At 63.6% G+C, this 25471-nt stretch carries 27 protein-coding genes and 1 riboswitch; of the genes, 19 read left to right on the top strand and 8 right to left on the bottom strand.

Annotated elements, in window-relative coordinates; translation table 11 throughout:
* Positions 1 to 129: 129 nt before the first annotated feature.
* From LGN17_RS29105 to LGN17_RS29090, 4 genes are all read left to right on the top strand, one after another.
* Positions 130 to 615 carry a DUF2946 family protein gene (locus LGN17_RS29105; RefSeq protein WP_226200498.1) on the top strand — a complete coding sequence of 162 codons (486 nt, stop codon included), beginning with the start codon at positions 130 to 132 and terminating at the stop codon, positions 613 to 615.
* Between the two features lie 428 nt (positions 616 to 1043).
* A complete protein-coding gene (locus tag LGN17_RS29100; protein WP_226200496.1) occupies positions 1044 to 1448 on the top strand; it encodes a copper uptake system-associated protein in 405 nt (134 codons plus the stop codon).
* Between the two features lie 77 nt (positions 1449 to 1525).
* Positions 1526 to 3670 (top strand): TonB-dependent receptor, encoded by a 2145-nt coding sequence (locus tag LGN17_RS29095; RefSeq protein ID WP_226200494.1) that lies wholly within the window; start codon positions 1526 to 1528, stop codon positions 3668 to 3670.
* 41 nt (positions 3671 to 3711) lie between these two features.
* Entirely contained in the window at positions 3712 to 4161 is a 450-nt protein-coding gene (locus LGN17_RS29090) for a hypothetical protein (protein ID WP_226200493.1), read from the top strand.
* Positions 4162 to 4206: 45 nt separating this feature from the next.
* Here LGN17_RS29090 and LGN17_RS29085 read toward each other — a convergent pair whose 3' ends face one another.
* The 5 genes from LGN17_RS29085 to LGN17_RS29065 all read right to left on the bottom strand — a co-directional run bounded on the left by LGN17_RS29085 (position 4207) and on the right by LGN17_RS29065 (position 7455).
* Positions 4207 to 4665 (bottom strand): copper chaperone PCu(A)C, encoded by a 459-nt coding sequence (locus LGN17_RS29085; RefSeq protein WP_226200491.1) that lies wholly within the window; start codon positions 4663 to 4665, stop codon positions 4207 to 4209.
* A gap of 77 nt (positions 4666 to 4742) precedes the next feature.
* A complete protein-coding gene (locus LGN17_RS36785; RefSeq protein ID WP_226200489.1) occupies positions 4743 to 5660 on the bottom strand; it encodes a copper resistance D family protein in 918 nt (305 codons plus the stop codon).
* 2 nt (positions 5661 to 5662) lie between these two features.
* On the bottom strand, positions 5663 to 6028 hold the full coding sequence (locus LGN17_RS29075) for a copper resistance protein CopC (RefSeq protein ID WP_175952151.1): 366 nt from the start codon (positions 6026 to 6028) through the stop codon (positions 5663 to 5665).
* A 16-nt stretch (positions 6029 to 6044) separates the two neighbouring features.
* Complete coding sequence (locus LGN17_RS29070; RefSeq protein ID WP_226200487.1) at positions 6045 to 6962, bottom strand: hypothetical protein; 918 nt, start codon at positions 6960 to 6962, stop codon at positions 6045 to 6047.
* A 109-nt stretch (positions 6963 to 7071) separates the two neighbouring features.
* Positions 7072 to 7455: a DUF2946 domain-containing protein gene (locus tag LGN17_RS29065; protein ID WP_226200485.1), complete on the bottom strand. Its 384-nt coding sequence runs from the start codon at positions 7453 to 7455 to the stop codon at positions 7072 to 7074.
* A gap of 161 nt (positions 7456 to 7616) precedes the next feature.
* Positions 7617 to 7769: riboswitch (cobalamin riboswitch) on the top strand.
* A gap of 35 nt (positions 7770 to 7804) precedes the next feature.
* On the opposite strand from LGN17_RS29065, the gene LGN17_RS29060 reads away from it, so the two are divergent.
* Positions 7805 to 8866 carry a HoxN/HupN/NixA family nickel/cobalt transporter gene (locus LGN17_RS29060; protein ID WP_226200483.1) on the top strand — a complete coding sequence of 354 codons (1062 nt, stop codon included), beginning with the start codon at positions 7805 to 7807 and terminating at the stop codon, positions 8864 to 8866.
* Between the two features lie 275 nt (positions 8867 to 9141).
* Here the strand turns inward: LGN17_RS29060 and LGN17_RS29055 are convergent, their stop codons facing one another.
* A complete protein-coding gene (locus LGN17_RS29055; RefSeq protein ID WP_175952468.1) occupies positions 9142 to 9489 on the bottom strand; it encodes a hypothetical protein in 348 nt (115 codons plus the stop codon).
* A gap of 419 nt (positions 9490 to 9908) precedes the next feature.
* Between LGN17_RS29055 and LGN17_RS29050 the strand changes: the two genes are divergently transcribed.
* From LGN17_RS29050 to LGN17_RS28990, 13 genes are all read left to right on the top strand, one after another.
* Positions 9909 to 12269, top strand: coding sequence for a TonB-dependent receptor (locus LGN17_RS29050; protein ID WP_226200481.1), 2361 nt, complete (start codon positions 9909 to 9911; stop codon positions 12267 to 12269).
* Positions 12270 to 12296: 27 nt separating this feature from the next.
* Positions 12297 to 12887 (top strand): MotA/TolQ/ExbB proton channel family protein, encoded by a 591-nt coding sequence (locus LGN17_RS29045; RefSeq protein WP_226200479.1) that lies wholly within the window; start codon positions 12297 to 12299, stop codon positions 12885 to 12887.
* The gene (locus LGN17_RS29040; protein WP_226200478.1) at positions 12884 to 13282 is read left to right on the top strand and encodes an ExbD/TolR family protein; all 399 of its coding nucleotides are present in this window, start codon (positions 12884 to 12886) and stop codon (positions 13280 to 13282) included. Before LGN17_RS29045 ends, LGN17_RS29040 begins: the two co-directional genes overlap by 4 nt.
* A 157-nt stretch (positions 13283 to 13439) precedes the next feature.
* Positions 13440 to 14006 (top strand): energy transducer TonB, encoded by a 567-nt coding sequence (locus LGN17_RS29035; protein ID WP_226200476.1) that lies wholly within the window; start codon positions 13440 to 13442, stop codon positions 14004 to 14006.
* A 522-nt stretch (positions 14007 to 14528) separates the two neighbouring features.
* Complete coding sequence (atpD, locus tag LGN17_RS29030) at positions 14529 to 15959, top strand: F0F1 ATP synthase subunit beta (protein WP_226200474.1); 1431 nt, start codon at positions 14529 to 14531, stop codon at positions 15957 to 15959.
* Positions 15956 to 16420, top strand: a complete 465-nt coding sequence (locus tag LGN17_RS29025; protein WP_226200472.1) for a F0F1 ATP synthase subunit epsilon — start codon at positions 15956 to 15958, stop codon at positions 16418 to 16420. The genes atpD and LGN17_RS29025 overlap by 4 nt, the downstream gene beginning before the upstream one ends.
* A complete protein-coding gene (locus tag LGN17_RS29020; protein WP_226200470.1) occupies positions 16410 to 16754 on the top strand; it encodes an AtpZ/AtpI family protein in 345 nt (114 codons plus the stop codon). The genes LGN17_RS29025 and LGN17_RS29020 overlap by 11 nt, the downstream gene beginning before the upstream one ends.
* A 3-nt stretch (positions 16755 to 16757) precedes the next feature.
* Positions 16758 to 17042 (top strand): ATP synthase subunit I, encoded by a 285-nt coding sequence (locus tag LGN17_RS29015; RefSeq protein ID WP_319000873.1) that lies wholly within the window; start codon positions 16758 to 16760, stop codon positions 17040 to 17042.
* Entirely contained in the window at positions 17039 to 17737 is a 699-nt protein-coding gene (locus LGN17_RS29010) for a F0F1 ATP synthase subunit A (protein WP_226200466.1), read from the top strand. Before LGN17_RS29015 ends, LGN17_RS29010 begins: the two co-directional genes overlap by 4 nt.
* On the top strand, positions 17734 to 17982 hold the full coding sequence (locus LGN17_RS29005; protein ID WP_124496478.1) for a F0F1 ATP synthase subunit C: 249 nt from the start codon (positions 17734 to 17736) through the stop codon (positions 17980 to 17982). Before LGN17_RS29010 ends, LGN17_RS29005 begins: the two co-directional genes overlap by 4 nt.
* Positions 17983 to 17991: 9 nt before the next feature.
* Positions 17992 to 18744, top strand: coding sequence for a F0F1 ATP synthase subunit B (locus tag LGN17_RS29000; RefSeq protein WP_226200465.1), 753 nt, complete (start codon positions 17992 to 17994; stop codon positions 18742 to 18744).
* On the top strand, positions 18722 to 20269 hold the full coding sequence (locus LGN17_RS28995; protein WP_226200463.1) for a F0F1 ATP synthase subunit alpha: 1548 nt from the start codon (positions 18722 to 18724) through the stop codon (positions 20267 to 20269). Before LGN17_RS29000 ends, LGN17_RS28995 begins: the two co-directional genes overlap by 23 nt.
* Entirely contained in the window at positions 20266 to 21123 is an 858-nt protein-coding gene (locus LGN17_RS28990) for a F0F1 ATP synthase subunit gamma (RefSeq protein ID WP_226200461.1), read from the top strand. The genes LGN17_RS28995 and LGN17_RS28990 overlap by 4 nt, the downstream gene beginning before the upstream one ends.
* On the opposite strand, the gene LGN17_RS28985 is transcribed toward LGN17_RS28990, so the two are convergent.
* Complete coding sequence (locus LGN17_RS28985; protein ID WP_226200460.1) at positions 21118 to 22386, bottom strand: cation:proton antiporter; 1269 nt, start codon at positions 22384 to 22386, stop codon at positions 21118 to 21120. The genes LGN17_RS28990 and LGN17_RS28985 overlap by 6 nt on opposite strands.
* Before the next feature lie 982 nt (positions 22387 to 23368).
* Here LGN17_RS28985 and petA point away from each other — a divergent pair.
* Positions 23369 to 23995: a ubiquinol-cytochrome c reductase iron-sulfur subunit gene (petA, locus tag LGN17_RS28980; RefSeq protein WP_226200458.1), complete on the top strand. Its 627-nt coding sequence runs from the start codon at positions 23369 to 23371 to the stop codon at positions 23993 to 23995.
* Positions 23996 to 24095: 100 nt separating this feature from the next.
* On the opposite strand, the gene LGN17_RS28975 is transcribed toward petA, so the two are convergent.
* Entirely contained in the window at positions 24096 to 25415 is a 1320-nt protein-coding gene (locus LGN17_RS28975) for a chloride channel protein (protein ID WP_226200456.1), read from the bottom strand.
* Positions 25416 to 25471: the final 56 nt, after the last annotated feature.

Genomic DNA, 25471 nt, shown 5'->3' with positions numbered 1-25471 from the left:
CATGACAAGCGGACGAGACCGTATGCGCTCTTGACCTCGTCTCCGACTGGTCCAATCGAATAACGACCGATACCGCCCATCGGCGCGGCAGTCTTTCCCTGCCCGGAAACCCATGTACAATCGCGCGCCATGAACGCACTTCGCCGCTTCCTGCTCCGGCAAGGCGTCGCGCGACAGCTTCTGTGGGGGTTCCTCCTTGTAACGCTGCTGTCCCGGGCGCTGATGTCGAGCGCCCTAATGCTCGATCCGGATGGTCCGGATGCGGGCTCGGTGGTGCTGTGTTCGGGCCGCGGCCCGCTGATTGTCAACGTGGCTGCGCTCGCTGCCCGATTCGATGCGGATGCGCCGATCACACCGGCCAACGATGCGTTCGCGCTCGCCGGCGCGCTGAAGCATGATGCCCATGCCGGCAACGCAGCGTCGTCCGCCGGCGGCGACGGCCTCTGCGTATTCGGTGCGGCGCTGTTCACGGCGCTGGCGTCGGTCGCGCTACTGGCTCTGTTGTTTCCCGTCGCGGCACCTCAACGGTTCCGGATTCATTTCGACTTCCCTCGCGTGGTGCGGTCAATATTCGACGATCGCCCGCCCTGCCGCGCCCCTCCTCTGTTCTGCTGATCGATTTGCCTGACGGCCCGCGTACGTCGACGTGCGCGGATCGTCACGTCGTTCGTTTCACATCATCCGATTCAAGCGATCACCCGGCAGCGCCCGCCGCTCCGGCGACGTCGCCATGCGCGCCATGACCGTCCGCGCATGACGTGTCGTCGTCCGTTCCGCCGGCGTGCGCACGCGAGTGTGCCGCGCGTCGACGGCCCGGCCCCGAGCCGGCCAGATCGATCGACGAGCACGAGGAACTGACACCATGTCGACCACCGCTTTGCGGGCCCTGTCGCCCGCCCAATCCGCCCGCGCCGGCTACCGGACGCTCTGGCGCCGGCACTTCCATGCCGACCTGTTCAACACGTTGCCTACTTCCCATCATGAAGCGACTTTTTCGGATCCAGTCGTTCGCGGGACGAATGGCATGCGGCATCGCGCTCGCCATGGCCACCGCGAATGCATGCGCTGCCGACGCCCCATCCTCGGCCGCCACGCAGATCGCGCAACTGCTCTCCCATACCTACGACGGCCCCGACAGGCATGTCGTGACCGAGGCCGTCGCCCTTGCCGGCAAGTTCGCGATCGCCGACTGGACGCAGCGCGACATGGCCGGCCGTGCGCTGCTGCGCGTCGTGAACGACCACTGGACGATCGTCACCTGCGGCGGCGCTGCGTTGAAGGATCCCGCGTGGCTGAAGGATGCCGGTGTGCCGTCGTCGGAGGTGCACGTGCTGCGGTCTCGTCTCGCGGATGCTGAGCGGCCGATGCGTCCGGTCACGACCGCGCGTTTCGACCGATTCCTCATGCCTTCCGACGTGTCGTCCGCATCGGGTGCCGCCCCGCATTGACGTCACGTCCCGGCGTGCCGTGGCCGCGGCACGCGGGGAATCCTCCCGATTCCAATCAACCGAACCAGAGCTTTTTGATGAGCATCCGACACACCCGGAAAACGTGGCTTGCTCCCGCATGCATCGCGATCGCGATGACCGCGCAGGCCGAGCCCGCCGCACAACCTGACGCCGAGCGCGACGACGGCGAGCCTGTCGATACGCGCGGCGGCCACACCCACGCCGCACCGAAAACCGGTCCGACCACGACCACGACCCGGACCGCGACCGCGACCGCGACCGGCGACTCTACCTTCATACTCGGCACCATCGACGTCAGCGGCACGCGTACCGGCGCATTGACGTCGAGGAACATCCTGACCTCGGTCGACCGCGTCGACGCCGAGCATCTCGAGAACCAGAACGCGCGCAGTCCATGGGAGCTGTTCGGCCAGTTACCGGGCGTGCTGCTGACTGATTTCAACCAGGGCACCACTTCAGGCAAGCTGTCTTTTCGCGGCTTCAACGGCGAGGGCGAGATCAATGCGGTCAAGCTGCTGATCGATGGCGTGCCGTCGAACAGCAACGACGGCAACATGCCGTTCATGGATGCCGTGTTTCCGCTCGAAATCGACTCGCTCGAGACGGTGCGCGGCACCAACGACCCACGCTACGGGCTGCACGCGATCGCCGGCAACGCGTCGATCGCGACACTTACGGGTGGCACCTACGCGCGCGGCCGGATCGGCTATGGCAGCTACGACACGTTCGATGCGGAAACGGTCGCCGGCCATGAAACCGACACGTTCTCGCAGAACTACGCGTTCGGCTACCGCCAGTCGGACGGCTATCGCGATCACTCGGGATCGGACAAGGTTGGCGTGGCCGGCAAGTGGTTCTACAGCCCGACAGCCGACGTCCGCGTCGGTTTCTCCGCACGCTACGCGCGCGTGTCGGCCGACGAGCCGGGCTACCTGAGCGGTGCGGACGCCCGCGCGAATCCGCGCACCTCGTATGCGTTCAACTCGACCGATCAGGCAACTCGCGAAACGGGGCAGTACGCGCTGTACGCCGACGTGAATCTGACGAACCGGCTGTCGTGGTCGACGATCGCATACCTGAACACGTTTCGCGAGCGCCGCTGGGTCACGTTCTCTTCGGCGACCAGCCAGCAGGAGCGTTTTTCCGACGAGCGACATCTCGGCTTCCTGAGCACCCTGACGTTCCGTCCGCGCGTGAACGGGCTGCGCGATTTTGCGCTGGAGGCCGGCGTGAGCGGCGAGTGGCAGGACGATGTCAGCCGCCGCTGGCTCACCGACCGCCACGTGCGCACGTCGCAAACCCGCGATCAGGCGTTCTCGTACGACACCTGGGGCGCTTACGTGCAGGCCGTCGTGAAGCCGGTCGAAGCGCTGAAGATCGTGCCGGCCTATCGCGTCGACGTGTTAAGCGGGCATCTCACCAACAACCTGAGCGGCGCGCGCTACGACATGAACGGCTATGGCGTGATCGGCCAGCCGAAAATCAGCGCGGTCTATACGCCGTGGCACGGCTACAGCGTGTACGGCAACTACGGTCGTTCATTCCAGGTCGGCGTCGGTGCCGGCGCGTACAAGATCCCGCCGCGCACCGGCGATCTCGCGCCGTCGATCAACGACGGCTGGGAACTGGGCGTGAAATTCCAGCCGGCGGACTGGCTTGACGGCCGCGTTGCTTACTGGGAACAGCTCGCGACCAACGAGGTGCGCCGCAAGCTGAACGACCCGACCGGCGACTACGACAATCTCGGCAAGACGAAGCGCCACGGGGTCGATCTGCAGGCCAACCTGCGGGTGGCGCGGGATGTCGGGCTGTGGTTCGGGTACACGTACCAGATGGCGCGCATCGTCGATCCGGGGCCTGCGAGCCCGGCGAGCGCCGGCAAGCAGGTCGATCACGTGCCGAACCATCTGTTGTCGGCCGGGATCGACTGGCGGGCAACGCCCGAGCTCGACGTGTCGGCATGGGGCAATGCCCAGAGCGCGTACTACCTCGAGCAAACCAACTCGACCGGCCGCTTCGGCGCGGCGGTGACCGTCAACGCGCGAGCCGCCTATCGCGTATCGAAGCGGGCAACCGTCGAGCTGCAGGTGACGAACCTGTTCAACCGGTTCAACGAATACGTCTGGTACGACGGCTCGCAGACACTGCATTCGCCGGCGCCCGGCCGGGCCGCGTTCGCGTCGCTGACCGTGCGCTACTGAAACGTCACGGCATGCGTTCAATCGAAAAAGGGAATTTCCGCATGGTTACGATGGCATGGCACTACACGGTCATGTTGCACTTCGAGTCCATCATCATGAGCGAGGTCATCATGCCGAAAGCGCTCGACATGGCACCGGAAGCGAAGCCTGTCGCGTGGTTTTCGCGCAATCCCTACTGGGAGAAAACGGCCAACGGACGGGCGATCGACCCGGGCACCGGTGATCGCGTGACATTGACGATGTGGCAAACGCGCCAGGCCGGCGGTGGACTCGTACGCTTCGGGATCGACGCGACGAAGCTGCTTCACGATCAGGCACTCTGGCGGCGGGCGCGGATCGAGGACACGGCACGCGACGCGCTCGTCGCAGCAGGCGTGCGTCAAGGCGCCGATCCGCTCCAATGGTACGGATCGGTCAAACCCGTTCCGGTCGAGCGGCTCGTCATCGAGTCACTCGACGATACGTACCGCTGGCAGACATTCAAGTGGTAGAAGCATGCCGGTGCGTATCGGCACCGGCATGCTCGTTCGCCATGCTTACTTCGCCATCGTTCCCGGCGCCTTCACCGTGCACTGCGCGGTGACTTTCTCGCCGTCGCCGAACGTGAAGGTGAGCGGTAGCGTCGTACCGACCTTCAGCGGATGCGTCGGCTGCTCGAGCATCACGTGATAGCCGCCCGGCGCGAACGACAGCGTGCCGCCGGCCGGCACCGTCGCCTTGTCGACCATCACCATGGTCGACGTGCTGCCGTTCGATTGTGTCTGGTGCAGCATCGCCATGCCGAAAGCATCGCTGTCGACGCCGGTCAGGTCGATCGGGTTGCCGCTGCTGTTCTTCACGTTGAAGAAGCCGCCCGACGGCAAATTGCCGGGCATCCCGCGAATCCAGCAGTCGGAGACGGCGACCGATTGTGCGGGCGCCGCGTGCGCGACCGGCGACAATGCGGCGACGGACAGGTAAGCGAGCGCAGCAAGCGTTTTTTTCGTGATATTCATTGTCGATCCTCTGTCATGAATGGTTGGATAACCAAGGGGCCCCTTCCCCCTGCTTTGTTCCGTGGGCAAACGTATCGTCAGGACGCGCCCGCCGTCGGCGCGGTATGGCCCAGCAACGCTGCAAGCGCCAGGACCGCGACCATGACGACGGCCTCGACGGCAAGCGCCCTGTCGAAGCGGCGTTGCGCGGCCGGATAACCCGTATCGTGCCGTTCGGCACGCAAGCGCAGATCGGGCAATACGACCAGGCGGTTCCAGCCGCCGAGCAGTGCCGCGAATGCGACGCACGTGAGCTTCGCCGCGAGCACGCGGCCCCAGGCTATGCCAAACAGCGCCGCGCCGGTGTGCGCCGTATCCTGCAGCACGTTGTAGAGCCCCGTGACGAGCACGACAGCGAATGCACCGGTCGCGAGATGGGAGAGCGCCGAGCAGAATGCAGCCGTCTGCTGCGCCGGCACGCTCGCGGCCCCGGTACGCCCGAGGCACCGCAACAGGGCCGTGGCGGCGATCACGCCACCGGCCCACATCGCGGTCGCGAGTACGTGCGTCAGGTGCACCGCTTCACGCCACGAAAAGTCGCCGCCATCGGCTGCGTGACCCATGGCCGCCTTGCCGGCGGCCCAGAGCAGGATGCCCGCGGCACACGGCACGGTGTCACGGCCGCGCGCGAAGATGCCCGCCGCGACGAGCAGCGCGCCTGAACATCCGATCGACCAGGCGACACCGAAATGCGATTCCGTGAGCACGGCGACGACGGCAGGCTCGGCGTCGCCGAGCGGCGAGCCGCTCATCACGGCGGCTTGCAGCCAAAGATAGCCGAACGCCGTCAGCGCGAGCGCGAGGCCGAGCGCAGCACGCACGACGCGCAGCGCCCGCTGGTCGAACAATCCGATGCGCCGGTCGATGGCGCCGCACGCGAGCAAGCCCGCTGCCGTGGCGAGCAGCAGGTCCTGCACGGCGGCCAACGCGATCTGCACGTTGACGAGCACGTCCACGGCTACTTCACCGTGAACGCGTAGTGCCCCTGCGTGCGGTGGCCGTCGAGCGCGACGGCCACCCATGCGACCGTGTAGACGCCCGGCGCGAGCGGATTCAGCGCGACGGACATGTGCTTGCGGTTCGACGCATCGACCTCGGCCTTGCCGTTCGTGACGGCATGGCCCTGCGCATCGGTGACGGCGATCGAACTGAACGCGGGCTCGAGCCCGTCGTCGAAATCGATCGCGACTGTCTTCGGCGCGCCGGTCACGGTCTCGCCCGCGGACGGCGCCTGATGCGTCGGGAACGCATGGGCATGCGCGAACTGCGCGCCCGCGAGCAGCAGCGCGGCGGCGGCCGCGCGCAGGGTGGTCAGTCGGTTCATGGCGTTTCTCCGTCGATCAGAACAGCGGCTTGCCGAGCGAGCCGGGGAACAGGTCGTCGAAATACAGATGCGCATCGAAGATCACGCCGACGTGATTGCCGCTCGCGCGATTGACCGGAATCTGCGCCTCGACGCCGAACTGCCCGTAGCGATTGAGCCATAGTACCCCTGGGTTGATCGTCCCGGTCGTCTGGCCCGAACACGCGCCCGCGGTGCAGGTGCTCATCGGCGCCTCGACGACGAACACCATGTTGCTGAGCGGCTGCGGCAGGCCGAGGTTCTTCACCTGCTGCTGCAGGTACGGGATGCTGTACTGCAGCGTCAGGCCCCAGCCGAACGAATTCGGCCCCTGGTCGGACGACGCGGTGGTCAGGTTCGGCCCGAGTTCGGCCGTCAGCGCGAGCGGGCGCAGGTAGCCGAGCGACGCCGGCAGATCGCCGAAGCCCTTGCCGAGGTAGACGGTCGGCGTGAACGTCGAGTAAGCGTTCGCGATCGATTTCGCGCCGGTGCCGCCGATTTCGGTTTCCAGACCGACCGACGCCATGAACTCGTGCGCGGCATTCGTGTAGACGAGGTACTTCACGCCAAGCGTGACGTTGTCCCACCCCTTCGCGGAGCCGCCGTTCGGGTCGTTCTGCGACACGTACTGGCTGGCGACGCTGAATGCGAGGTTCTTCGTGATCAGCTTGTCCCACTCGTACGACACGGTATTGACGTTCATGTTGTCGCCATTGTCGTCCGGCGACTTGATATGGCCGAACTGCATGTCGAACTCGTCGCCGACACCGGGATCGTCCACGGTCATCGTGGCAGGAAAGACGCGGTCGCCGACCACGGCGTGCGCATTGGCGAAGGAAGCATGGGAAAGGCCGGCGATGGCGGCCAGCAGCACGGCACATGCGCGGGGCGCGTGCCGTTCGTTCAAGCGTGGCATGTTGTGTGTTCTCCGGTTGTCGTTCGATGCCGTCGCGCACGTGCGCGACGAACGGCCGCTCGCTCCAGTCGCGAAGCGGCGGCTTGTCAGGCAGAAAAATCAGACGAGATCAGGAGAACGCGGGAGGCGCGCGCGATTGCGCGACGGTATGGACGAGACGCACGCGTGCCGGAATCGACGCCGACACGATCGGCTGTTGCGCATCCGGACGCGGAACGGCGAACGCGACCGCATGGCCCGGGAGTGCAACGGCGTGAGCAACGAAGCTGCAATAAGGGCAAGCCTGCCAGTGCGCCTTGACGCCATGCGCGGGCTTGCCGTCATCGTGCGCGATCACCCCTTCATCGGCGCTCGCCGTGCAATAGACGGCCAGCCCATCGACGAGCCGGTGACGCGACGCCATCATCTGCGAAACCGCAGGGGCGAGCGCCATCATCAGGATTGCGATCAATCCGATCAGGCTGCCGGGCTTGCGGAAACGGGCGACGTGCATGACGCGCAGAAACGATGACGTGAGGTGTGACGGACGGCGATTATGCCATGCTGAAAACAGGAGCAAGCTCTTGAAATATTCAGGTAAACGAATGCGATATTTCCGAATGTAATTTGAAAGAATGTGGGTCGAGCACCGTCGCGAATGGAATCGACTTTTCCATTTCCGCGCGGTATAAGCGGTGCTGATTTCTCTTGAAGCAGACACAACGGGAAACCGGTGAGATTCCGGTACGGTCGCGCCACTGTGTCGGGACAGCGATTTGAAATCGCAGTCGATCCCGAAGCCAGACCTCGTTATGCACCTGCCCCTTCACTATTCGGAACGCGTGCTTTCCGGGAGATTTTCAATGCTTGAGCGATTCACCCAGACTTTCAACGACTCGAATCTCAGCGTACGGCGGAAGTTGCTGGGCATCTATGGCGTGCTGATCGCCATCAACGTGCTTGCGTGGGTATGGGCCCTGGTGGCGTTCCATGCCTATCCGGTCCTGCTCGGCACCGCGATGCTCGCATACGGCTTTGGGCTCCGCCATGCGGTCGACGCCGACCATATCGCCGCGATCGACAACGTCACGCGCAAGCTGATGCAGGAAAAGAAGCGACCGGTCGCGGTCGGGTTCTTCTTCTCGCTTGGCCATTCGACCGTCGTCGTACTCGCATCGATCGCGGTCGCACTCGCGACCACGGCGATCCAGAGCCGGTTCGACAACTTCAAGGCGATCGGCGGCATCATCGGCACGGCCGTTTCAGCGTTTTTCCTGTTCGCGCTCGCGCTGATGAACTTCATGATCCTGCGCGGCATCTACCGCGCCTGGCGTCACGTCCGCAGTGGCGGCGCCTATGTCGACGACGATTTCGACATGCTCCTCGCCGATCGTGGCTTTCTCGCGCGGCTGTTCCGCCCGCTGTTCCGGCTCGTGACGCGGAGCTGGCACATGTACCCGATCGGCTTCCTGTTCGGCCTCGGTTTTGATACAGCAACCGAGATCAGCCTGCTCGGCATCGCCGCGACACAGGCGGCGAAGGGCCTGTCGCCGTGGGCCATCATGGTCTTTCCCGTCCTGTTCAGCGCAGGCATGTCGCTCGTCGACACGCTCGACGGCCACCTGATGCTCGGCGCTTACGGCTGGGCTTACCAGAAGCCGCTGCGCAAGATCTACTACAACATGACGATCACGCTGGTGTCGATCGTGGTCGCGCTTGTGATCGGCGGCATCGAGGCGCTCGGCCTGCTCGCTGATCAGCTTGAGCTGAAGGGTGCACCGTGGGACGCGATCGGCACACTCAACGACAACTTCGGTATGCTCGGCTACATCATCATCGCCATCTTCGCGGTCAGCTGGATCGCGTCGATCGTGATCTATCGAGTCAAGCGTTTCGACGAGGAATGGTTGAAGACGCGCACGTGACATGGCAATCGACATTCCAGCGACCGAGGTTGCACGATCTGCGTCGGCTCGTACGCCATGCCATCGCGCAGCCTGACTTGGAGCGTCGCTACAGGCAGCCACTGCCCGCTCCGACACGATCCGGACGACACTCCGCCCATGAATGGCAATTCGCTGCCAAACAGGGGGCAAGGAAAGCGTGCCTTCAGCCTAGGCGATACCGGCACGCCTGACGCACCTGTCGGCGTCCGGGAGGGCAGCGGGGAATCCGATTCCCCGCCGCGCTTCGATACTGCTCAGGCGAGTTCTACCGGACCGTGGTCGTCGCAATGATCGCCATGCGGGTGATGAAGATGGCCGTTGACCAGGTAGTCGACGTGATCGCCATGCGGTACCCGCTCGTGCCCACAGCCGGGGCCGTGGATGTGGCCCGGTTCATGGCCGCCGCAACCCGGCGTGCACTGGTCGGGATTGTTTGCACTGACCTCGACCTTGTGTTCGTCGACATGATCGCCATGCGGATGATGTAAATGGCCATCGTGCAGATAGTCTACGTGGTCGCCGTGCTTGATTGCGGTGTGTCCGCAGCCCGGGCCATGCTGATGGTCATGGTGAGCATGATGAGGTTCGTTGCATGGGTTCATGCTTGTCTCCTTTGTCCGCACGGGAACATTCGATGACCACCTGTCGATGCCCCATCGAAAGCGGCTTCGACGGGGAACCAGCCTGGCCCGGCTCTGCGCCATCAGGAAGCGAAACCGGAACGCGTGACACGCCTCCTAACAATACTCCCGGCCAATCATGAAGGCCAGTCGGCATGGCTGCGTCGAGCGAAACTCACCGACCTGCAACAAACAGGGTCATTGTGCACGACGAATGCAATGTTATATCATCTCCATCTTGGCGTGACGCGTACGTCCTGTTTGCTCACGCCGGCAAGAGGCTTCCCGTAGACGGGAAATGGCGCCTTAGAAATGATATGTTATAACGTTTCCAATCATTTCGACGTGCCTTTCAGCGTGCTCTCGCGGGAAAAAAAACGACCCCCATCCCGAACCGCACAATGAAAATCAACCGCCTGCTACTGTCTCAGGCCGCCATCCTGGCGTTCGCCGCGTTCCTCCAGGCTGAAGCTTTCGCCGCCGATGCCGGCGCGACCCTTGCCGGCACCGTCGCCGATACGCAAGGTCACGCGCTCGTACACGCCCGGATCACGCTCCAGGATGCTGACGGCCATACAGTTGCGCACGCGCAGTCCGGCGCCGACGGCCACTTCCGGTTCGACAATGTCGCGCCCGGCACCTATGTGGCAGTCGTCGACGCGCCCGGATACACGACCGGCACGAGCATCTCGACAGTCGCAGCAGGCAAGGCACCCGCCCCGGTCGACGTGACGCTCGGCAAGGACGCCGGCACGCTGGACGTGACGGTGAACGCGAAACGGCTCGATCGCGCGCGCAACGGGCTGCTTCCGGAAGTCGGCGCCAGCGTCTACCGGTTCTCGCGGGCCGACATCGAGACACTGCCTCAAGGCGAGAACACGCCGCTCAATCAGGTGCTGCTGCAAGCGCCGGGCGTTGCCTACGATTCGTTCGGACAACTGCATGTGCGTGGCGACCACGCGAATCTGCAATACCGGCTGAACGGCATCATCATTCCCGAGCCGATCAGCGGCTTCGGCCAGTCGCTCGACTCGCGGATCATCGACCAGATGAACCTCGTCACCGGCGCGCTGCCCGCGCAATACGGCTACCGGACGGCCGGCGTCGTCGACATTCGCACGAAATCCGGTGACACCGGCAACGGCGGCACGATCGACGTCTACGGCGGCAGTCATCAGACGATCCAGACGAGCGCCGACGTATTCGGTTCGAACGGCCCGCTCAGCTATTACTTTTCCGGTACGCTCGGCGAAAACAATCTCGGCATCGAGGCGCCGACATCGAACGGAAATCCGCTGCACGACCACACGCGGCAAGGCAACGCGTTCGGCTACCTGTCGTATCTGCTGAATCCATTCACGCGCGCGAGCCTGATGTTCGGCACAACGAGCAATCGCTTCGAGATCCCGAATACCCCCGGCATCGCGCCCGCGTTCACGCTCAACGGGAACTCGACATTCGACTCGGCCGCGCTCAACGAGACGCAGGCGGAACTGAACAACTTCGCCGTGCTCGCCTTGCAAGGCACGAACGGCGGTGCGCTCGACTATCAGGTTGCGCTCTTCACGCGCTACACACGCACGAAATTCAATCCCGATCCGGTCGGCGATCTGATCTTCAACGGCGTCGCGTCCGACGACTTCCACAGCAACCGCGCGAACGGTGCCCAGGCGGACTTCACCTATCGACTGAACGACAGCCATACACTGCGTGCCGGCCTGATGTTCGAGCGCGAGCACGCGGTCTTCAACAACAACGTCGCCGTATTTCCTGTCGACGCCAACGGCAATCAGCTGTCGGATCAGCCGACCACGATTTCTGATTCGAACGACAAGTCGGGCTATCTCTATAGCCTCTATGCGCAGGACGAGTGGAAGATCACGCCAAAGCTGACGCTGAACTACGGCCTGCGTGTCGATCGCATGAACGAATACGTGCAGGCCGGGCAGTTGAGTCCGCGTATCGGCCTTGTCTATCAGCCAACGGAATCGACGACGCTGCACGCAGGCTACGCGCGTTATTTCACGCCTCCGGCGTTCGAACTCGTGTCCGATTCGACGATCGGCACCTTCAATGGCACGACGAACCAGAGCCCCAGCGCGCAGAACGATCCCGTGAAACCCGAGCGCAGCCACTATTTCGACGTCGGCATCACGCAGCGGCTCACACCCGCGCTCACGGTCGGGCTCGACGCGTACTACAAGAAGGTGTCCGATCTGCTCGACGAAGGCCAGTTCGGCACCGCACTGATCTTCACGCCGTTCAACTACCAGTACGGTCGCGTATACGGCCTCGAATTCACGTCGAGCTACAAGCAGGGCAACGTTTCCGCGTATATGAACATCGCGTATAGCCGCGCGCAGGGCAAGAACATCGAGTCCGCGCAATTCAACTTCGGTCCCGACGAGCTCGCTTACATCGCGAACAATTGGGTGTATCTCGATCACGACCAGCGTATCACGGCGTCGTTCGGCGGTGCGTATACGCTCGGCAAGACGACCTTCAGCGCCGACGGCATCGTTGGAAGCGGCCTGCGGAGCGGCTTTGCGAATACCGATCGCCTGCCATGGTACGCACAGGTCAATCTCGGCGTGCTCGAGCACTTCGAGGAACCGATCGTCGGCAAATTCGACGCGCGCGTATCGCTCATCAATACGTTCGGCCGCGTCTATGAACTGCGGGACGGCTCGGGCATCGGCGTCGGCGCGCCGCAATTCGGACCGCGGCGCGCGATCTACGCCGGCCTGACCAAGCACTTCTGAGCTCCAGATCACACGAGGTAACACACGATGAATGAATGGGCAGGTTTCACGGATGCGTTGCGCATCGGCGGCTGGGTCGTTTATCCGCTCAGCGCGCTCGCGATCATCGCACTTGCGATCACGCTCGACCGTGCATACGTGTTCTGGCGCTTCACGAGCGGGCGCGGCAGCGCTGCCCTCGCCCTGCCGGAGCGGCACGTGACGCGTCGACTCGCCGCGATCTTCGATCAAGGCACGACGCCGCTCTGGCACGTCGAAGCGAAGCTCGATGCCGCCGCGCAGCAGGTCGAGCGCGACATGAGCCGCGGCCTCTGGCTGCTCGAAACGATCGTCACGGCCGCACCGCTGCTCGGACTGCTCGGCACGATCGTCGGGATGATGCGCTCGTTCCGGCTGATTGGCGGCGACGGGCTCGTGAGTCCCGCCGGCGTGTCGGGCGGCATCGCGCAAGCGCTCGTCGCGACTGCGATCGGCCTCGTCATCGCGCTCGTGTCGCTGTTCGCATTCAACTATTTTTCGCGACGCGTCGACAGATTGATGGACGATCTCGAATCGTTCGCGAACGAACGGCTCGCCGAAATGCGGCTGGCGCGCGAACAGGCGGGGACGGCGTCATGAAGCTGCGCCGTTCGCGCACATCGAAGCGCGGCCGTATCGAGATCATTCCAATGATCGACGTGATGTTTTTCCTGCTCGCGACATTCATGCTGACCTCGCTCGCGATGCAGCGTCTCGACGCGGTCGGGATCAATCTGCCGCGTGGACACGCGCAGCAGTTGCAGGCGGATCGGCCAGTGACGCTGGCGATAAGCCGGACGAACCAGATCTTCGTCAATCAGCAACCGGTGTCGCTCGACCGCGTGAACGGTACCGTCGCCCATCTGCTCGGCCGGAATCACGATATTGTGATCGCGGCGGACGACGGCGCAACGCATGGCATCGTCGTGCAGGTGATGCTGGAAGCCCGGCGGGCCGGGGCCGAGCATTTTCTCATCGCGGTTCATCGTGACTAGGAACGCGCTCGAATCAGGTTCGGCGCCCGATCGTGACGGGCGTCGGTTCGCGGGAACGATCGCGCTCGCCAGCGTGATCTGGGGTGCGTTTCTCGTGAGTTCGACGCGGCTATTCTCCGGCGACGAACCGGCTCCGCACACCCCGGATTCAATTCAGATGCAGCTGGTCGAACTGCCGCCAAGCGCGCCACCCACGACGCATGCGGTATCGAAAGCGGCACCCATCGAACACACCGTATCGAAGCCTGTACCGCTACGGCCAGCGCAGGCGCTCGCGCCGGTTCGGCCTGCTGCCGCCGCGAAGCGGTTCGATCCGGCTTCATCGCACGACGCGCTGCCGACGCAACAACCGGTTGCGTCACCGGAGACACACACCACGCATGCGGCACTCGACGATGCGCGGCCTGCCTCTGCGACGAAAGCGGACACCGCCACGACTCATTCAGCCTCGGCGGGCAATGCGCAGGCACGTCTGATTTCGCAGCCGCTGCCCGAACTCCCCGACGATCTGCGCGAGCAGGGATATCAGGCGATGGCGGTCGCACGCTTTCTTGTCCACGCAGACGGCACGTTCGACATCGATCTTGTCAAACCGACGCAGAATCCTCGACTCAATCAAATCCTGCTCGAGACGCTGCGCCGATGGCGCTTTTTCCCCGCGATGGAAAACGGGCATCCTGTCGAGAGCCAACAGGACGTGCGCGTGCATTTCAATGTGAATTGAGCGATTGGGGTTGCCCGCGCGAAGCAGGGGTACGCGCAAACCCGCGCAGTAATGGCAATGCGCAGCGCGTTGTCGCGGCGATCCGGGCCGACAGTCGATATTCGAGTGTGAATCCTGTCGGCTCCGGCCGCCACCAGGTAATGGAGCCGCCCCGAGAGGATGCCGAGCGCCTGACGACGGGCGCACCCGGCAAGTGGTTCGGCAAAGGACCGTTGCTTTTGGGGCTGAGCGCCAGCCCTTGTCGCAGCCAGACCGGCCTCCAGCGGCAAAGTGCACGAAAATCAGGAGAACCCCTGATGTGCATCAATCTGGTTGTCACAGCACGGACTACCGAGAACCAGCGCCATTCTGACGTGAACGTCCCCGCCCTCACCTCCCAGCCGCCCCGCCGACAAGCTCCTTGATCACGATCAATCGTCGGCAGGATGCGTCGCAGTAAATATTGGCCGTGGCCTTTGCCCGCAACTCGGCTCCGTACTGCACGGACCTGTACACGGGCGCCCCCAACCGCGACTAAAACCGATGAACACAGCATCGATCGCCAGTGCATCCAGCCGACAGCTTCCCGGACGCGTCGTCGCAGTCCGCGGTGCAGTGGTCGATATCGCGTTCCCGTCCGGCATGCTGCCGCCGGTGGATACCGCGATCTCGATCGAAATCGATGGCGGGAGTTCGATCGTCGCGGAAGTCCAGGCCCACCTCGATGACCGGACGGTCCGCGCACTGGCGATGCAGTCGACCAACGGATTGCCGAGAGGCGCGTCGGCGCAAGCGTCCTGTCAGCCGATTGCGGTGCCGGTCGGCAAAGCCGTACTCGGACGCCTGATCGACGTGATGGGTACGCCGGGCGACCAGGGCGAACCGCTTCCGGTCGATGTCCAGCGCCGTCCCATTCATCAACCGCCACCGGCATTGTCCTCACAGGACAGCACAACCGGCATCTTCGCGACTGGCATCAAGGTCGTCGATCTCCTCGCCCCGCTCGCCCGGGGCGGCAAAGCGGCGATGTTCGGCGGCGCCGGCGTGGGCAAGACCGTCCTCGTCATGGAGCTGATTCATGCGATGGTCGAGCGCTACCAGGGCATATCGGTGTTCGCCGGCGTCGGGGAGCGCTCGCGAGAAGGCCATGAACTGCTGGTGGACATGCAGCATTCCGGCGTGCTGCCAAAGACCGTGCTCGTGTACGGTCAGATGAACGAACCCCCGGGGGCGCGCTGGCGCGTTCCGCTGACCGCCTTGACGGTTGCAGAATATTTTCGCGACGAACAGCGCCAGAACGTGCTGCTCCTGATGGACAACGTATTCCGCTTCGTCCAAGCCGGCGCCGAAGTATCAGGTTTGCTCGGGCGGCTCCCGTCACGCGTCGGCTATCAGCCGACTCTGGCGAGCGAAGTGGCGGCGTTGCAGGAGCGCATCGTGTCCGTCGGCGGCGTCTCGATCACGGCGATCGAGGCGGTCTACGTTCCGGCGGACGATTTCACGGACCCTGCCGTCACGACCATCGCCGCGCACGTCGACAGCATGGTCGTCTTGTCGCGCACGATGGCCGCCGAAGGCATGTATCCGGCGATCGATCCGATCACCTCGTCGTCGATCCTGCTCGATCCGCTGGTGGTCGGCGCCGATCACGTTCAGGTCGCAACCGACGTGCGGCGCACGATCGAGCATTACCGCGAGTTGCAGGATGTCATTTCGCTGCTAGGCATCGAGGAACTGGGCACGGACGACCGCCGGATCGTCGGACGGGCCCGCCGTCTGCAGCGGTTTCTGACCCAGCCGTTCGCCGTCACCGAAGCGTTCACGGGTGTGCCGGGCCGCTCCGTCGCGATCGACGACACCATTGCCGGATGCCGCGCCATACTCGACGGCGAATGCGACGCGTGGCGGGAACAATCGCTGTACATGATCGGGACGCTTGACGAAGCCCGCGAGCGGGAGCGGGAAACAACATGAGCACCGCTCTCCACATGACCATCGCGACGCCGGCCGGGATGCTGGTCGATACACCGGATGTCGTCGCCTTCCGTGCGGAGGATGCGACCGGCAGTTTCGGTGTTCTGCCCGGGCATACCGATTTTCTGACCGTGCTGTCACCCTGTGTCGTGCGCTGGCGAACGGCAGACGGCACGCGCCGGTTTTGCGCGGTAAGCAGCGGCGTATTGCGGGTCGTCAACGGCACGGACATCAGTATCGCGTGCCGTGACGGCGAACTCGGCGATGCGCTCGAGACACTGCAAGCACGCGTGCGGGAAACCCGCGAATCGCGTCTCGATGCGGCGCGCAGAGTGCGCGTCGAGCAAACGCGCCTCAATGCTCAAGCGATTCGGCAGATACTGAAGTATCTGCGTCCCGGTGCGCCGGATACGGCAGCCTGCCCTGACGGTATCGACGAGGGCGCCGGACATGAGCGCTGAACCCCGAAAGGATGCGCCTGCCCGATCCGGCCCGGAGGCGAAAACCCACGAGCCCGACGCGCCGGTACTCGAACAGACCGCGCAACGCGCCGTCCAGCGCGACAGGCTGGCACGCGACGTGCCGGAGCCGACACTCGGCTCCCGACTCGGGCAGATCGGCATGCTTGGCTGGATGATCGTGATCCCGGCGTTGCTGGCGTTATGGCTAGGGCATTGGCTCGACCGGCATTTTCATACCGGCGTGTTCTTCTCCGCGCCGCTGCTGATGCTTGGCGCGGCGTTCGGTCTGTGGTCCGCGTGGCGCTGGATGCATCGCCAGGGCCCAGGGAGCTGAAACGTGATACCGATCCAGACGTGGTCCCTTCCCCTCCAGACTGCCGTCGGCGGAATAACCGGCGGGATGGTCGGCGTCGCTTATTTCGCGTCGCTACTCGTCAACGTGCGCTGGTATGCACGGGATGCGATCAGCATCGCCATCATCATGCATCTCGTTCGCTTCGGCACGCTCGCCGTAGTGCTATTTGGCCTCGCGCAAATCGGATACGGCGCGTTGCTGAGCAGCCTCGTCGGCATCATGCTCGCTCGCCGCGTGATGATCCGGTTGCCCGGAGGTTCGTCATGATGCATTCACCGCTCATGACCGAACCGCTGTTTCGCATCGGGGAGGTACCCGTCTCGACGCCGGTGGCAACCACCTGGGTGCTGATGGCGCTCATTGCCGTCGCCGCGATAGCGATGCGCCGGCGACTGTCGCTGACGCCCGGCAAACTCCAGACGGCGGCCGAGTTGTTCGTCTCGACACTCGACAGCCAGTTGCAGGACACGATGCAAGTTGAACCCGCGCGTTGCAGAGCGTTGCTCGGAACGTTGTTCCTGTTCATCCTGACGTGCAACTGGTCCGGCGTGATCCCGGGTGTCGAGCCCCCTACCGCCCATCTTGAAACCGACGCCGCCCTCGCCGGCATCGTCTTCGTGTCGACGGTGCTTTACGGCATCCGCGAGCGCGGGCTCGCCCGGTATCTCGCGTCGTTCGCACAACCGACCTGGATCATGATTCCGCTCAATCTGGTCGAGCAGATAACCCGTACCTTTTCACTGATCGTGCGCCTGTTCGGCAACGTCATGAGCGGCGTGTTCGTGATCGGCATCGTACTGTCGCTCGCGGGCCTGCTGGTTCCGATTCCGCTCATGGCGCTCGACCTGCTGACAGGCGCGGTTCAGGCATACATCTTCACGGTACTCGCGGCGGTCTTCATCGGCGCCGCGCTCGGCGGCGAAGGCGCGCCCGCATCGCATCCACCGCAAGGGGCATCATGAACAACTGGATTCAACTGGCAAGCATCGTCGCGGCTGCGATCGCCGTTTCCTTCGGCGCAATCGGCCCGGCACTGGCCGAGGGCCGCGCCGTCGCTGCCGCGATGGATGCATTGGCGCGCCAACCGGAATCGGCGGGTACGATTTCACGAACGTTATTTGTCGGCCTGGCGATGATCGAAACCATGGCGATCTACTGTCTCGTGGTCGCCCTGCTCGTTCTGTTTGCCAATCCGTTTACCAAGTAAGCATTGGCCATGCGAATCGACTGGTGGACACTCGGCTTCCAGACGGTCAACGTCCTCGTCCTGATCTGGCTGCTGTCGCGCTTTCTGTTCAAGCCGGTTGCCAGGATCATGGCCGATCGTCAGCAAGCCGCCGCGCGTCTTCTGCAGGACGCATCGGCCGCCCGCGACGCGGCGCAGCAGGATCGCGACAAGGCGGCCAGAGATGTTGCCGAGCAAGAGGCCGCTCGCCTGAAGCGATCGAGTGCGGCCACCGTCGAGGTCGAGCACCTTAAGGCATCGCTGCTCGCCGACGCACGTGCCGAGGCCGATGCGCTGAGAAAAGCCGCCGAGGCTGAAATCGAAGCGATGAAAAAAGACGCGCTGCGTGACAACGCGGCACGGGCCAGCCAGTTTGCGATCGACATCGCGGCCCGATTGCTCACGACACTCCCGGCCGGCTCGCTGGTGGAAGGCTTCATCGAGCCACTCGCAGAAGCCGTCCGGGCACTGCCTGCGGAGGACCGCGCACGCCTCGGCCGCGACGGCGAAATGCCGCGCCTGATCGCCCCGCGTACGTTGCGCGACGACGAGCTGGCCCGCTGTCGCTCGATGCTCGCAACGGCGCTGGGTCACGACACGCCGATACACACCGACGTCGATCCGGCCTTGATCGCGGGACTCGAACTTGTCGCGCCGCACTTCATCGTGCGAAACAGCTTTCGACATAGTCTGGAATCCCTGAAGAGCGATCTCATTTCCCATGGCGACGAACGAAACGCGTGACGGCACAGCCGATACATGGCTGGCGCACGGCAGAACCGTGCTGGCGGCGCTGAATCTCGCACCGCAGGCGGAATCGGTCGGGCGCGTCGAGCACATCGCTGACGGTATTGCACGGGTGAGCGGCCTTCCGCATGTTCGCCTGAACGAGTTGCTGCAGTTCGACGGGGGACAGTTCGGATTCGCGCTCAAGCTGGACGTCGACACGCTCAGTTGCGTGTTACTCGACGCCGAAAGCGGCATTGCGGCCGGCACGCGCGTCTCGGGTACCGGCCGCGTCGTCGAGGTGCCGGTGGGCTCGAACCTGCTCGGGCGCGTCGTCGATCCGCTCGGGAGGCCGCTCGATCGCGGCCAACCGCCGAAATGTTCGGCGTCCCTTCCGATCGAACGCGCCGCGCCGTCGATCATCGAACGCGCAGCGGTCTCTCAACCTGTCGAAACAGGCATCCTCTTGATCGACGCGCTTTTCGCGATCGGCCGCGGACAGCGCGAGCTGATCATCGGCGATCGGGCAACGGGCAAGACGTCCATCGCGGTCGACGCGATCGTCAACCAGAAGCATTCCGACGTGATCTGCGTGTACGTGGCGATTGGCCAGCGGGCCACCGCAGTCGAACGCGTCATCGATGCGGTTCGACGGAACGGCGCACCGGAGCGCTGTATCTTCGTCGTCGCATCGGCGGCCGATCCGCCCGGTCTGCAATGGATCGCACCGTTCGCAGCGTTCAGCATTGCGGAATACTTCCGCGATCGGGGTCAGCACGCGCTCGTGGTCATCGACGATCTGACGAAGCACGCCGCAACGCATCGTGAGCTGGCACTCCTGGCACGCGATCCGCCCGGACGAGAGGCCTATCCTGGCGATATCTTCTACCTGCATGCCCGCCTGCTCGAGCGGGCCGCCAAGCTTTCCGCCGAGCGCGGCGGCGGCTCGTTGACCGCGCTGCCCATTGCGGAAACCGATGCCGGGAATCTCGCGGCGTACATTCCAACCAATCTGATCTCGATTACCGACGGGCAGATCGTGCTCGACGCCCACCTGTTCGCGGCCAACCAGCGCCCCGCCATCGATGTCGGGCTCAGCATCAGCCGGGTCGGCGGCAAGGCCCAGTTGCCGGCACTGAGAGCTGCGTCGGGACGATTGCGGCTCGATTATGCGCAGTTTCTCGAGCTCGAGATGTTCACGCGCTTCGGCGGGCTCAGCGATACCCGAATCAAGGCGCAAATCGATCGTGGGGAACGCATTCGCGCCTTGATTGCGCAACCGCGATTCGCGCCGCTACGCCCGGTAGGCGAGATCGCATTGCTGTTTGCACTGGCCGACGGCGTATTCGATGCATGCGCACCGTCGGCGATCGCAGCGGTGCGAGTCGCTCTTCCCGCCCGCCTCGATTCGACCGGTATCGCGACCAAGCTCGGTCCCGTGCTCGTTGCCGGCCACGACGTGTCATCCGATGATCGCGCCGAACTCGTTCGCATCGTCCGCGATCTCATACCGCAATCGGCGGAACTCCGGAGCGACCGATGAGCAATCGGCTCGGCGACGTTCAGAACCGACTGGGTACGGTCCGCGAACTGGAATCCGTGGTGAGCGCGATGCGCGGCATCGCGGCGACACGCACGCGAGAAGCGCTCTCGCGCCTGCCGGGAATCCGCGCATGCGCCGATCTGATCGGCCTTGCGATCGCTGACGCAATGAGCATTGCCGTACTACAGCCACCCGAGCGCCCGGGGTTGCCGCTTCCGGACGACACCCATGTCTATATCGTTATCGGCCCGGAACACGGCTTCGTCGGCACCTACAATCAACGTGTGCTTCAGGCAATCCACCGGCCGGGAACCGGATCCGTCGAGTATTTCATCGTGGGCGATCGCGCACGAAGTGCGGCCGACGAGCTCGGTCTCCCGATGACCTGGTCATCGGAAATGATCGTTCACGCCGATGCCGCGTCCGATCTCGCAGAGAAGATTGTCAATGCGCTGTATGGTCGCCTGCGTCACGGCAACGCGTCGCATGTCACGCTCGTGCACGGTGTACCGCAAGCGATCAGCGAAGCGGTCGTCCAGACGACATCGCTGCTGCCCTTCGATTTCCGGCGATTCAAACAGGTCACGCCCCCCTTTCCGCCGGTTGTCACGCTCCCGATACAGCAACTGCAGGAAAGACTGGCCGAGGAATATGTCTACACGCAGGTTTGCGAGGCTATCATCCTGTCGTTCGCGGCGGAGAACGAAGCGCGCATGCGCGCAATGATCGCGGCGAAACGCAATATCGACGACACCGCGCAACGCCTGAGCCGGGACTATCACCGCTTGAGGCAGGAGCAAATCACTGCCGAAATCGTCGAACTATCGACCGTCGACGGGGGCGTCGCGTCATGATTCGCGACCGGATTGCCTTTGCCGGTTCGAGGTCGCCGTCAACTTCCGGAGAAACCATCCGAACGTCATTCCCTGTGTCAGCACGGAGAACACAACAACGACATAGGTGACGGTCACGACCAACTCACGCTGCGGCCCATGTGGAAGCAATAGCGCGAGCGCGATCGAGATGGCACCGCGGAGGCCGCCCCAGATCAGCAGCGTGGTTGTGCCTTTCGGAAACCGGATACGGAGATTGATTGCCCAGAGCGGAATGGCCACGCTCACCGCTCGCCCGACGAGCACACAGACGATGGCAACGAGACCCGCTATCAGATACGGTCCGGTCTGATGGACCGAAACAACCTCAAGGCCAATCAGAAGAAAGAGCACGCTGTTCATCATCTCATCGACGACCTCCCAGAATATGCCCAGATAATCGCCGGCCTGTCCGGCCGCCGCCGTCATTCCCCCCTTGTTACCAACGAACAGTCCGGCCACCACCACGGCGATAGGGCCCGATGCCCGTGCAACCTCTGCCAGTGCGTACGATCCCATGCAGAGCGCGATGGACAGCAAGATCTCGACGTGGTGATTGTCGATGCTGCCGACGAGGCGGAACACGAGCCAACCGGTCAACCATCCCGCCAATGCGCCTCCAACGGCCTGCTGAAGAAACGAAAATGCGACGGTGACCGGATCTGGATCATGAGCACCGGTCGCTATACCCAGTAGCGTCAGAAAGACGATTGCACCCACACCGTCGTTAAAGAGACTTTCCCCGGTAATCCGGGTTTCCAGCTCCTTCGGCGCACCCGCCTTCTTGATGATGCTCATCACGGCAATCGGATCAGTGGGGGAGATGAGCGCCCCGAACAGCAATGCATACATGAAGCTGATACGAACACCCACCCACGACGACGCGTACCAGAACGCGACACCCACAACGGAGGTGGAAATCAGTGTGCCGACGGTCGAGAGCACACCGACTGTCCACTTGACCTGACGTAGGTCACCAAAGTCGACGTGCAATGCGCCGGCGAACAGCAGAAATGGCAGAAAGCCGTGAAACAGGAGTTCGCTGAAGTCGATCTCCGGGATCAGTCGCGCATACCGCGCGACGTCGATTTCCCCGATTTCTCCCAGCGTGACGAGCAGGACGGTCACGACGAGCGCGATCGTCATCACCCCGATAGTCGGCGGCAAACGAAAAGCGCGGTGGTTGACGTAGCTACCTAGTGCAGCCAGGACAATCAAGGCAGTCAGCGCTTGAAAAAACGTCATGTTTACCTATCCGAGGTCCTGCTGAAAGTTGGCCGCCCCACCCCATGACCGCATGTCTTACGCAGGGCACCGGGCGACGAATCTTCTGAGTTGAATCGCGTTCAAGATTTGACGCATTCGTCAGATCGTACCGCGGCGCGAAGGAGCATACATCACCCGTATCGGGCACCAGTCACGGTTAATGTCCATCGTGACATCGGCCGAAGCCGGGCGGTATACCCGGGCGCGAAAATCATCGCGCCCCAAGACAATCGGCCGCACTCATTCCGGCTTCTTAAGCACAATTTAATTCTCGCGACCTACGGTGGAATCGTCGCGTCACGAAATTGCCCTACCGACGGTTTCGCTCAACCGGTTCGGCTCCGCGCGACAGGAGCGTAGTCATGGCAAGCATCGGATTCACGCGTATCACGGTCGCCAGTGTCGCAATTGCAGCGTTGTCGGCAAGTTGCATGTCGAAGGCATCGGTTGCCCCGTCGCAGACAACGCGGGCTCCTCCACTCGCTCTCTCCACAACTTCAGACATGGCGGCCTATCCGGGCATCGTGTCTGACTTCGAGAACATAGCGAGGGTAGACGGGCCCGCCGTCGTAGCGGTCAACGCATCTCCACTCGATACTGCATCAGGTGTGAAGCAACTATGGCCTCCGCCAAGCGTTGGAAACGATCCGTTCCTTCGCTTCTTCAGGGAATTCTCTCCCGTACCAGGCGACGATCGCGGTGCCCTCACACGGCAACACGCCAGCGGCTTCATTATCTCGCCGGACGGGGACATCCTCACAGATGCTATGCCGTAACGGCCACGTATCACAGGAAAGTCATGCGTCGGAGCGTCTCAATACAGGCGTCGTCGCATGCGCATGCGGTGTTCGTCTGGACCATGTGAATCGACACGAGGCGCCGGGCTACCCTGTTCGGCCACCGTTTCAGTCACGGTAGCCGCCGTGACGGCACGTGCGCCTTTTGTCTTGAAGGAGTGGACATGGACGAGAAGCCGATCGAGTCTGCGGGCCCCGACGTCAATCGCCGTCGTTGGCTCATTGCGACAACCGTCGCGGGTGGCGTCGGCTCAATAGCAGCGGTCATTCCCTTTGTGGATTCGCTGACCCCGCCCGCCAGCGCGCTCGCGGCAGGCGCCCCGGTCAAGGTCGACATCAGTCAGTTGTCGGAGGGCGGGATGTTGACGGCTGCATGGCGAGGCAAACCGGTGTTCATTGTCGATCGATCGCCGGCCATGCTCGCAAGCGTCATCATGGCGACCCCACTGGTCGCTGATCCGGACTCGCTCCACGCGTTCTCGATGCCGCTGCCGAACTATTGCAGAAACCCGTTTCGCTCGCGGCCCGAGCATCGGAACATTCTCGTCGTGGTCGGCGTTTGCACGCATCTCGGTTGCACACCGACCCCCAGGTTTCAATCCGGGCCTCAGCCGAACCTTCCCGACAACTGGCCAGGCGGCTTCCTGTGTCCATGCCACGGATCAACCTACGATCTGGCCGGACGTGTATTCCGCGACAAGCCGGCCCCGCAGAACCTCGACGTTCCGCGCTACATGTTCCTGTCACCAACCGAATTGCTGATCGGTCAGGACGAACATGGCGCAGCATAGCCTCGACAATCCGCGAAGCTGCCCATTTCCGCGCTCAACGACCACGGTTGAAGCGTAAGGGTGGCTCCTTTCCCATCAGGTACGCCTGGGGCGTCAGGGGTCATCGGTGGTCAGCGGGAAAATAGCGCGTCGACAACGCTTCGTACAGCGGCGGAGCAAAGAATCGCGACACGCGGCTGGCGATCAGCGCCGTGGCCATCAACGAGATGACCAGCGCGTGGCCGTTGATCATCTCGATGACGATCACGAACGCGGTGATCGGGCTCTGCGTGACCGCGGCAAGATAGCCGACCATGCCAAGCGCGATCAGCATCTGCAGCTGCATGCCCGAGAACAGCGTATGCAGCGTGTTGCCGATCCCTGCACCGATCGCGAGCGACGGCGCAAACAAGCCACCCGGCGCGCCAGGCAGGTACGAGCCGATCATCGAAACCATCTTGAACACCGGGTACAGGACGCTCACGTTCGCATGGCTTTCGAGCATGCCGCGGGCTTCCGCGTATCCGCTGCCGAACGTATGGCCGTGCGTCGCCACGCCGACGACTGCAACAACCAGCCCGCACGCTGCGCCGAACAGCACGGGCTGGCCGGCACGAAAATCCTGAAGCCCTCGCGGCATCCAGCGTCGCGTGTTGAGTAACAGCCAGCAGAAGATTCCGCCCATGACGCCGGCGATCACGCCGATGAGGACGACCGCAAGCACCAGCGACTCAGGCAGGCGCGCGCCGACATCGATCGTGCCGAAATAAACGTAGTTACCCTGAATGCCGAGCGACACGATACCGGCGAAGATGATCGCCGTGATCAGCACGCCGCTCGTCCTTTGTTCGAAACTACGCGTGAGTTCCTCGATCGCGAACACGACGCCGGCGAGCGGTGCATTGAACGCGGCGGAAAGGCCCGCTGCCGCGCCCGCGAGGGCCAGCCGGTGCTCGAGGACGCCCGGGCGGATCGCACGGAACCGCTGGGGATAAAACTTCCGCAGGTTGAACATGAGTGCGGCGCCGACGTGAATCGTCGGACCTTCGCGACCGATCGTGAACCCTCCGAGAATGGCCAGGAACGAGACGAGTATCTTCCCGATCAGGATCCGGACCTTGAGCAACCGCGCCCCCGTGTTGCCTGGAGCATGCAGCATGGCAATCACCTGCGGAATGCCGCTCCCCTCCGCACCATCGAAGAATCGCCGTGTCAGCCAGACCGTCACCGCACCGATCGTCGGCGTGACGATCAGCGGCAACCAGGCATGTTCGGCGGCGTAGCCCAGAAACACCGCGTAGCCGAAATCGATCAGCTTCGCGTAAAGCACCGCTACGAGGCCGACAGCCACCGCACCCAGCCAGAACACGCCATAGTGAAGCCACAGACGCCGCGCATGCAGCAACGCGCGTCGATCTGCGAGCGCGGAAATACGGATCATCGGTCTCCCCCTACCCACTCGTCAGTCTTGTTCATTGTCAAACGATGCCCCGATCG

Source organism: Burkholderia sp. AU30280, from assembly GCF_020420125.1.
In the GTDB taxonomy this organism is placed as follows: Bacteria; Pseudomonadota; Gammaproteobacteria; order Burkholderiales; family Burkholderiaceae; genus Burkholderia.
This window is presented reverse-complemented; position numbering and strand designations above follow the sequence as displayed.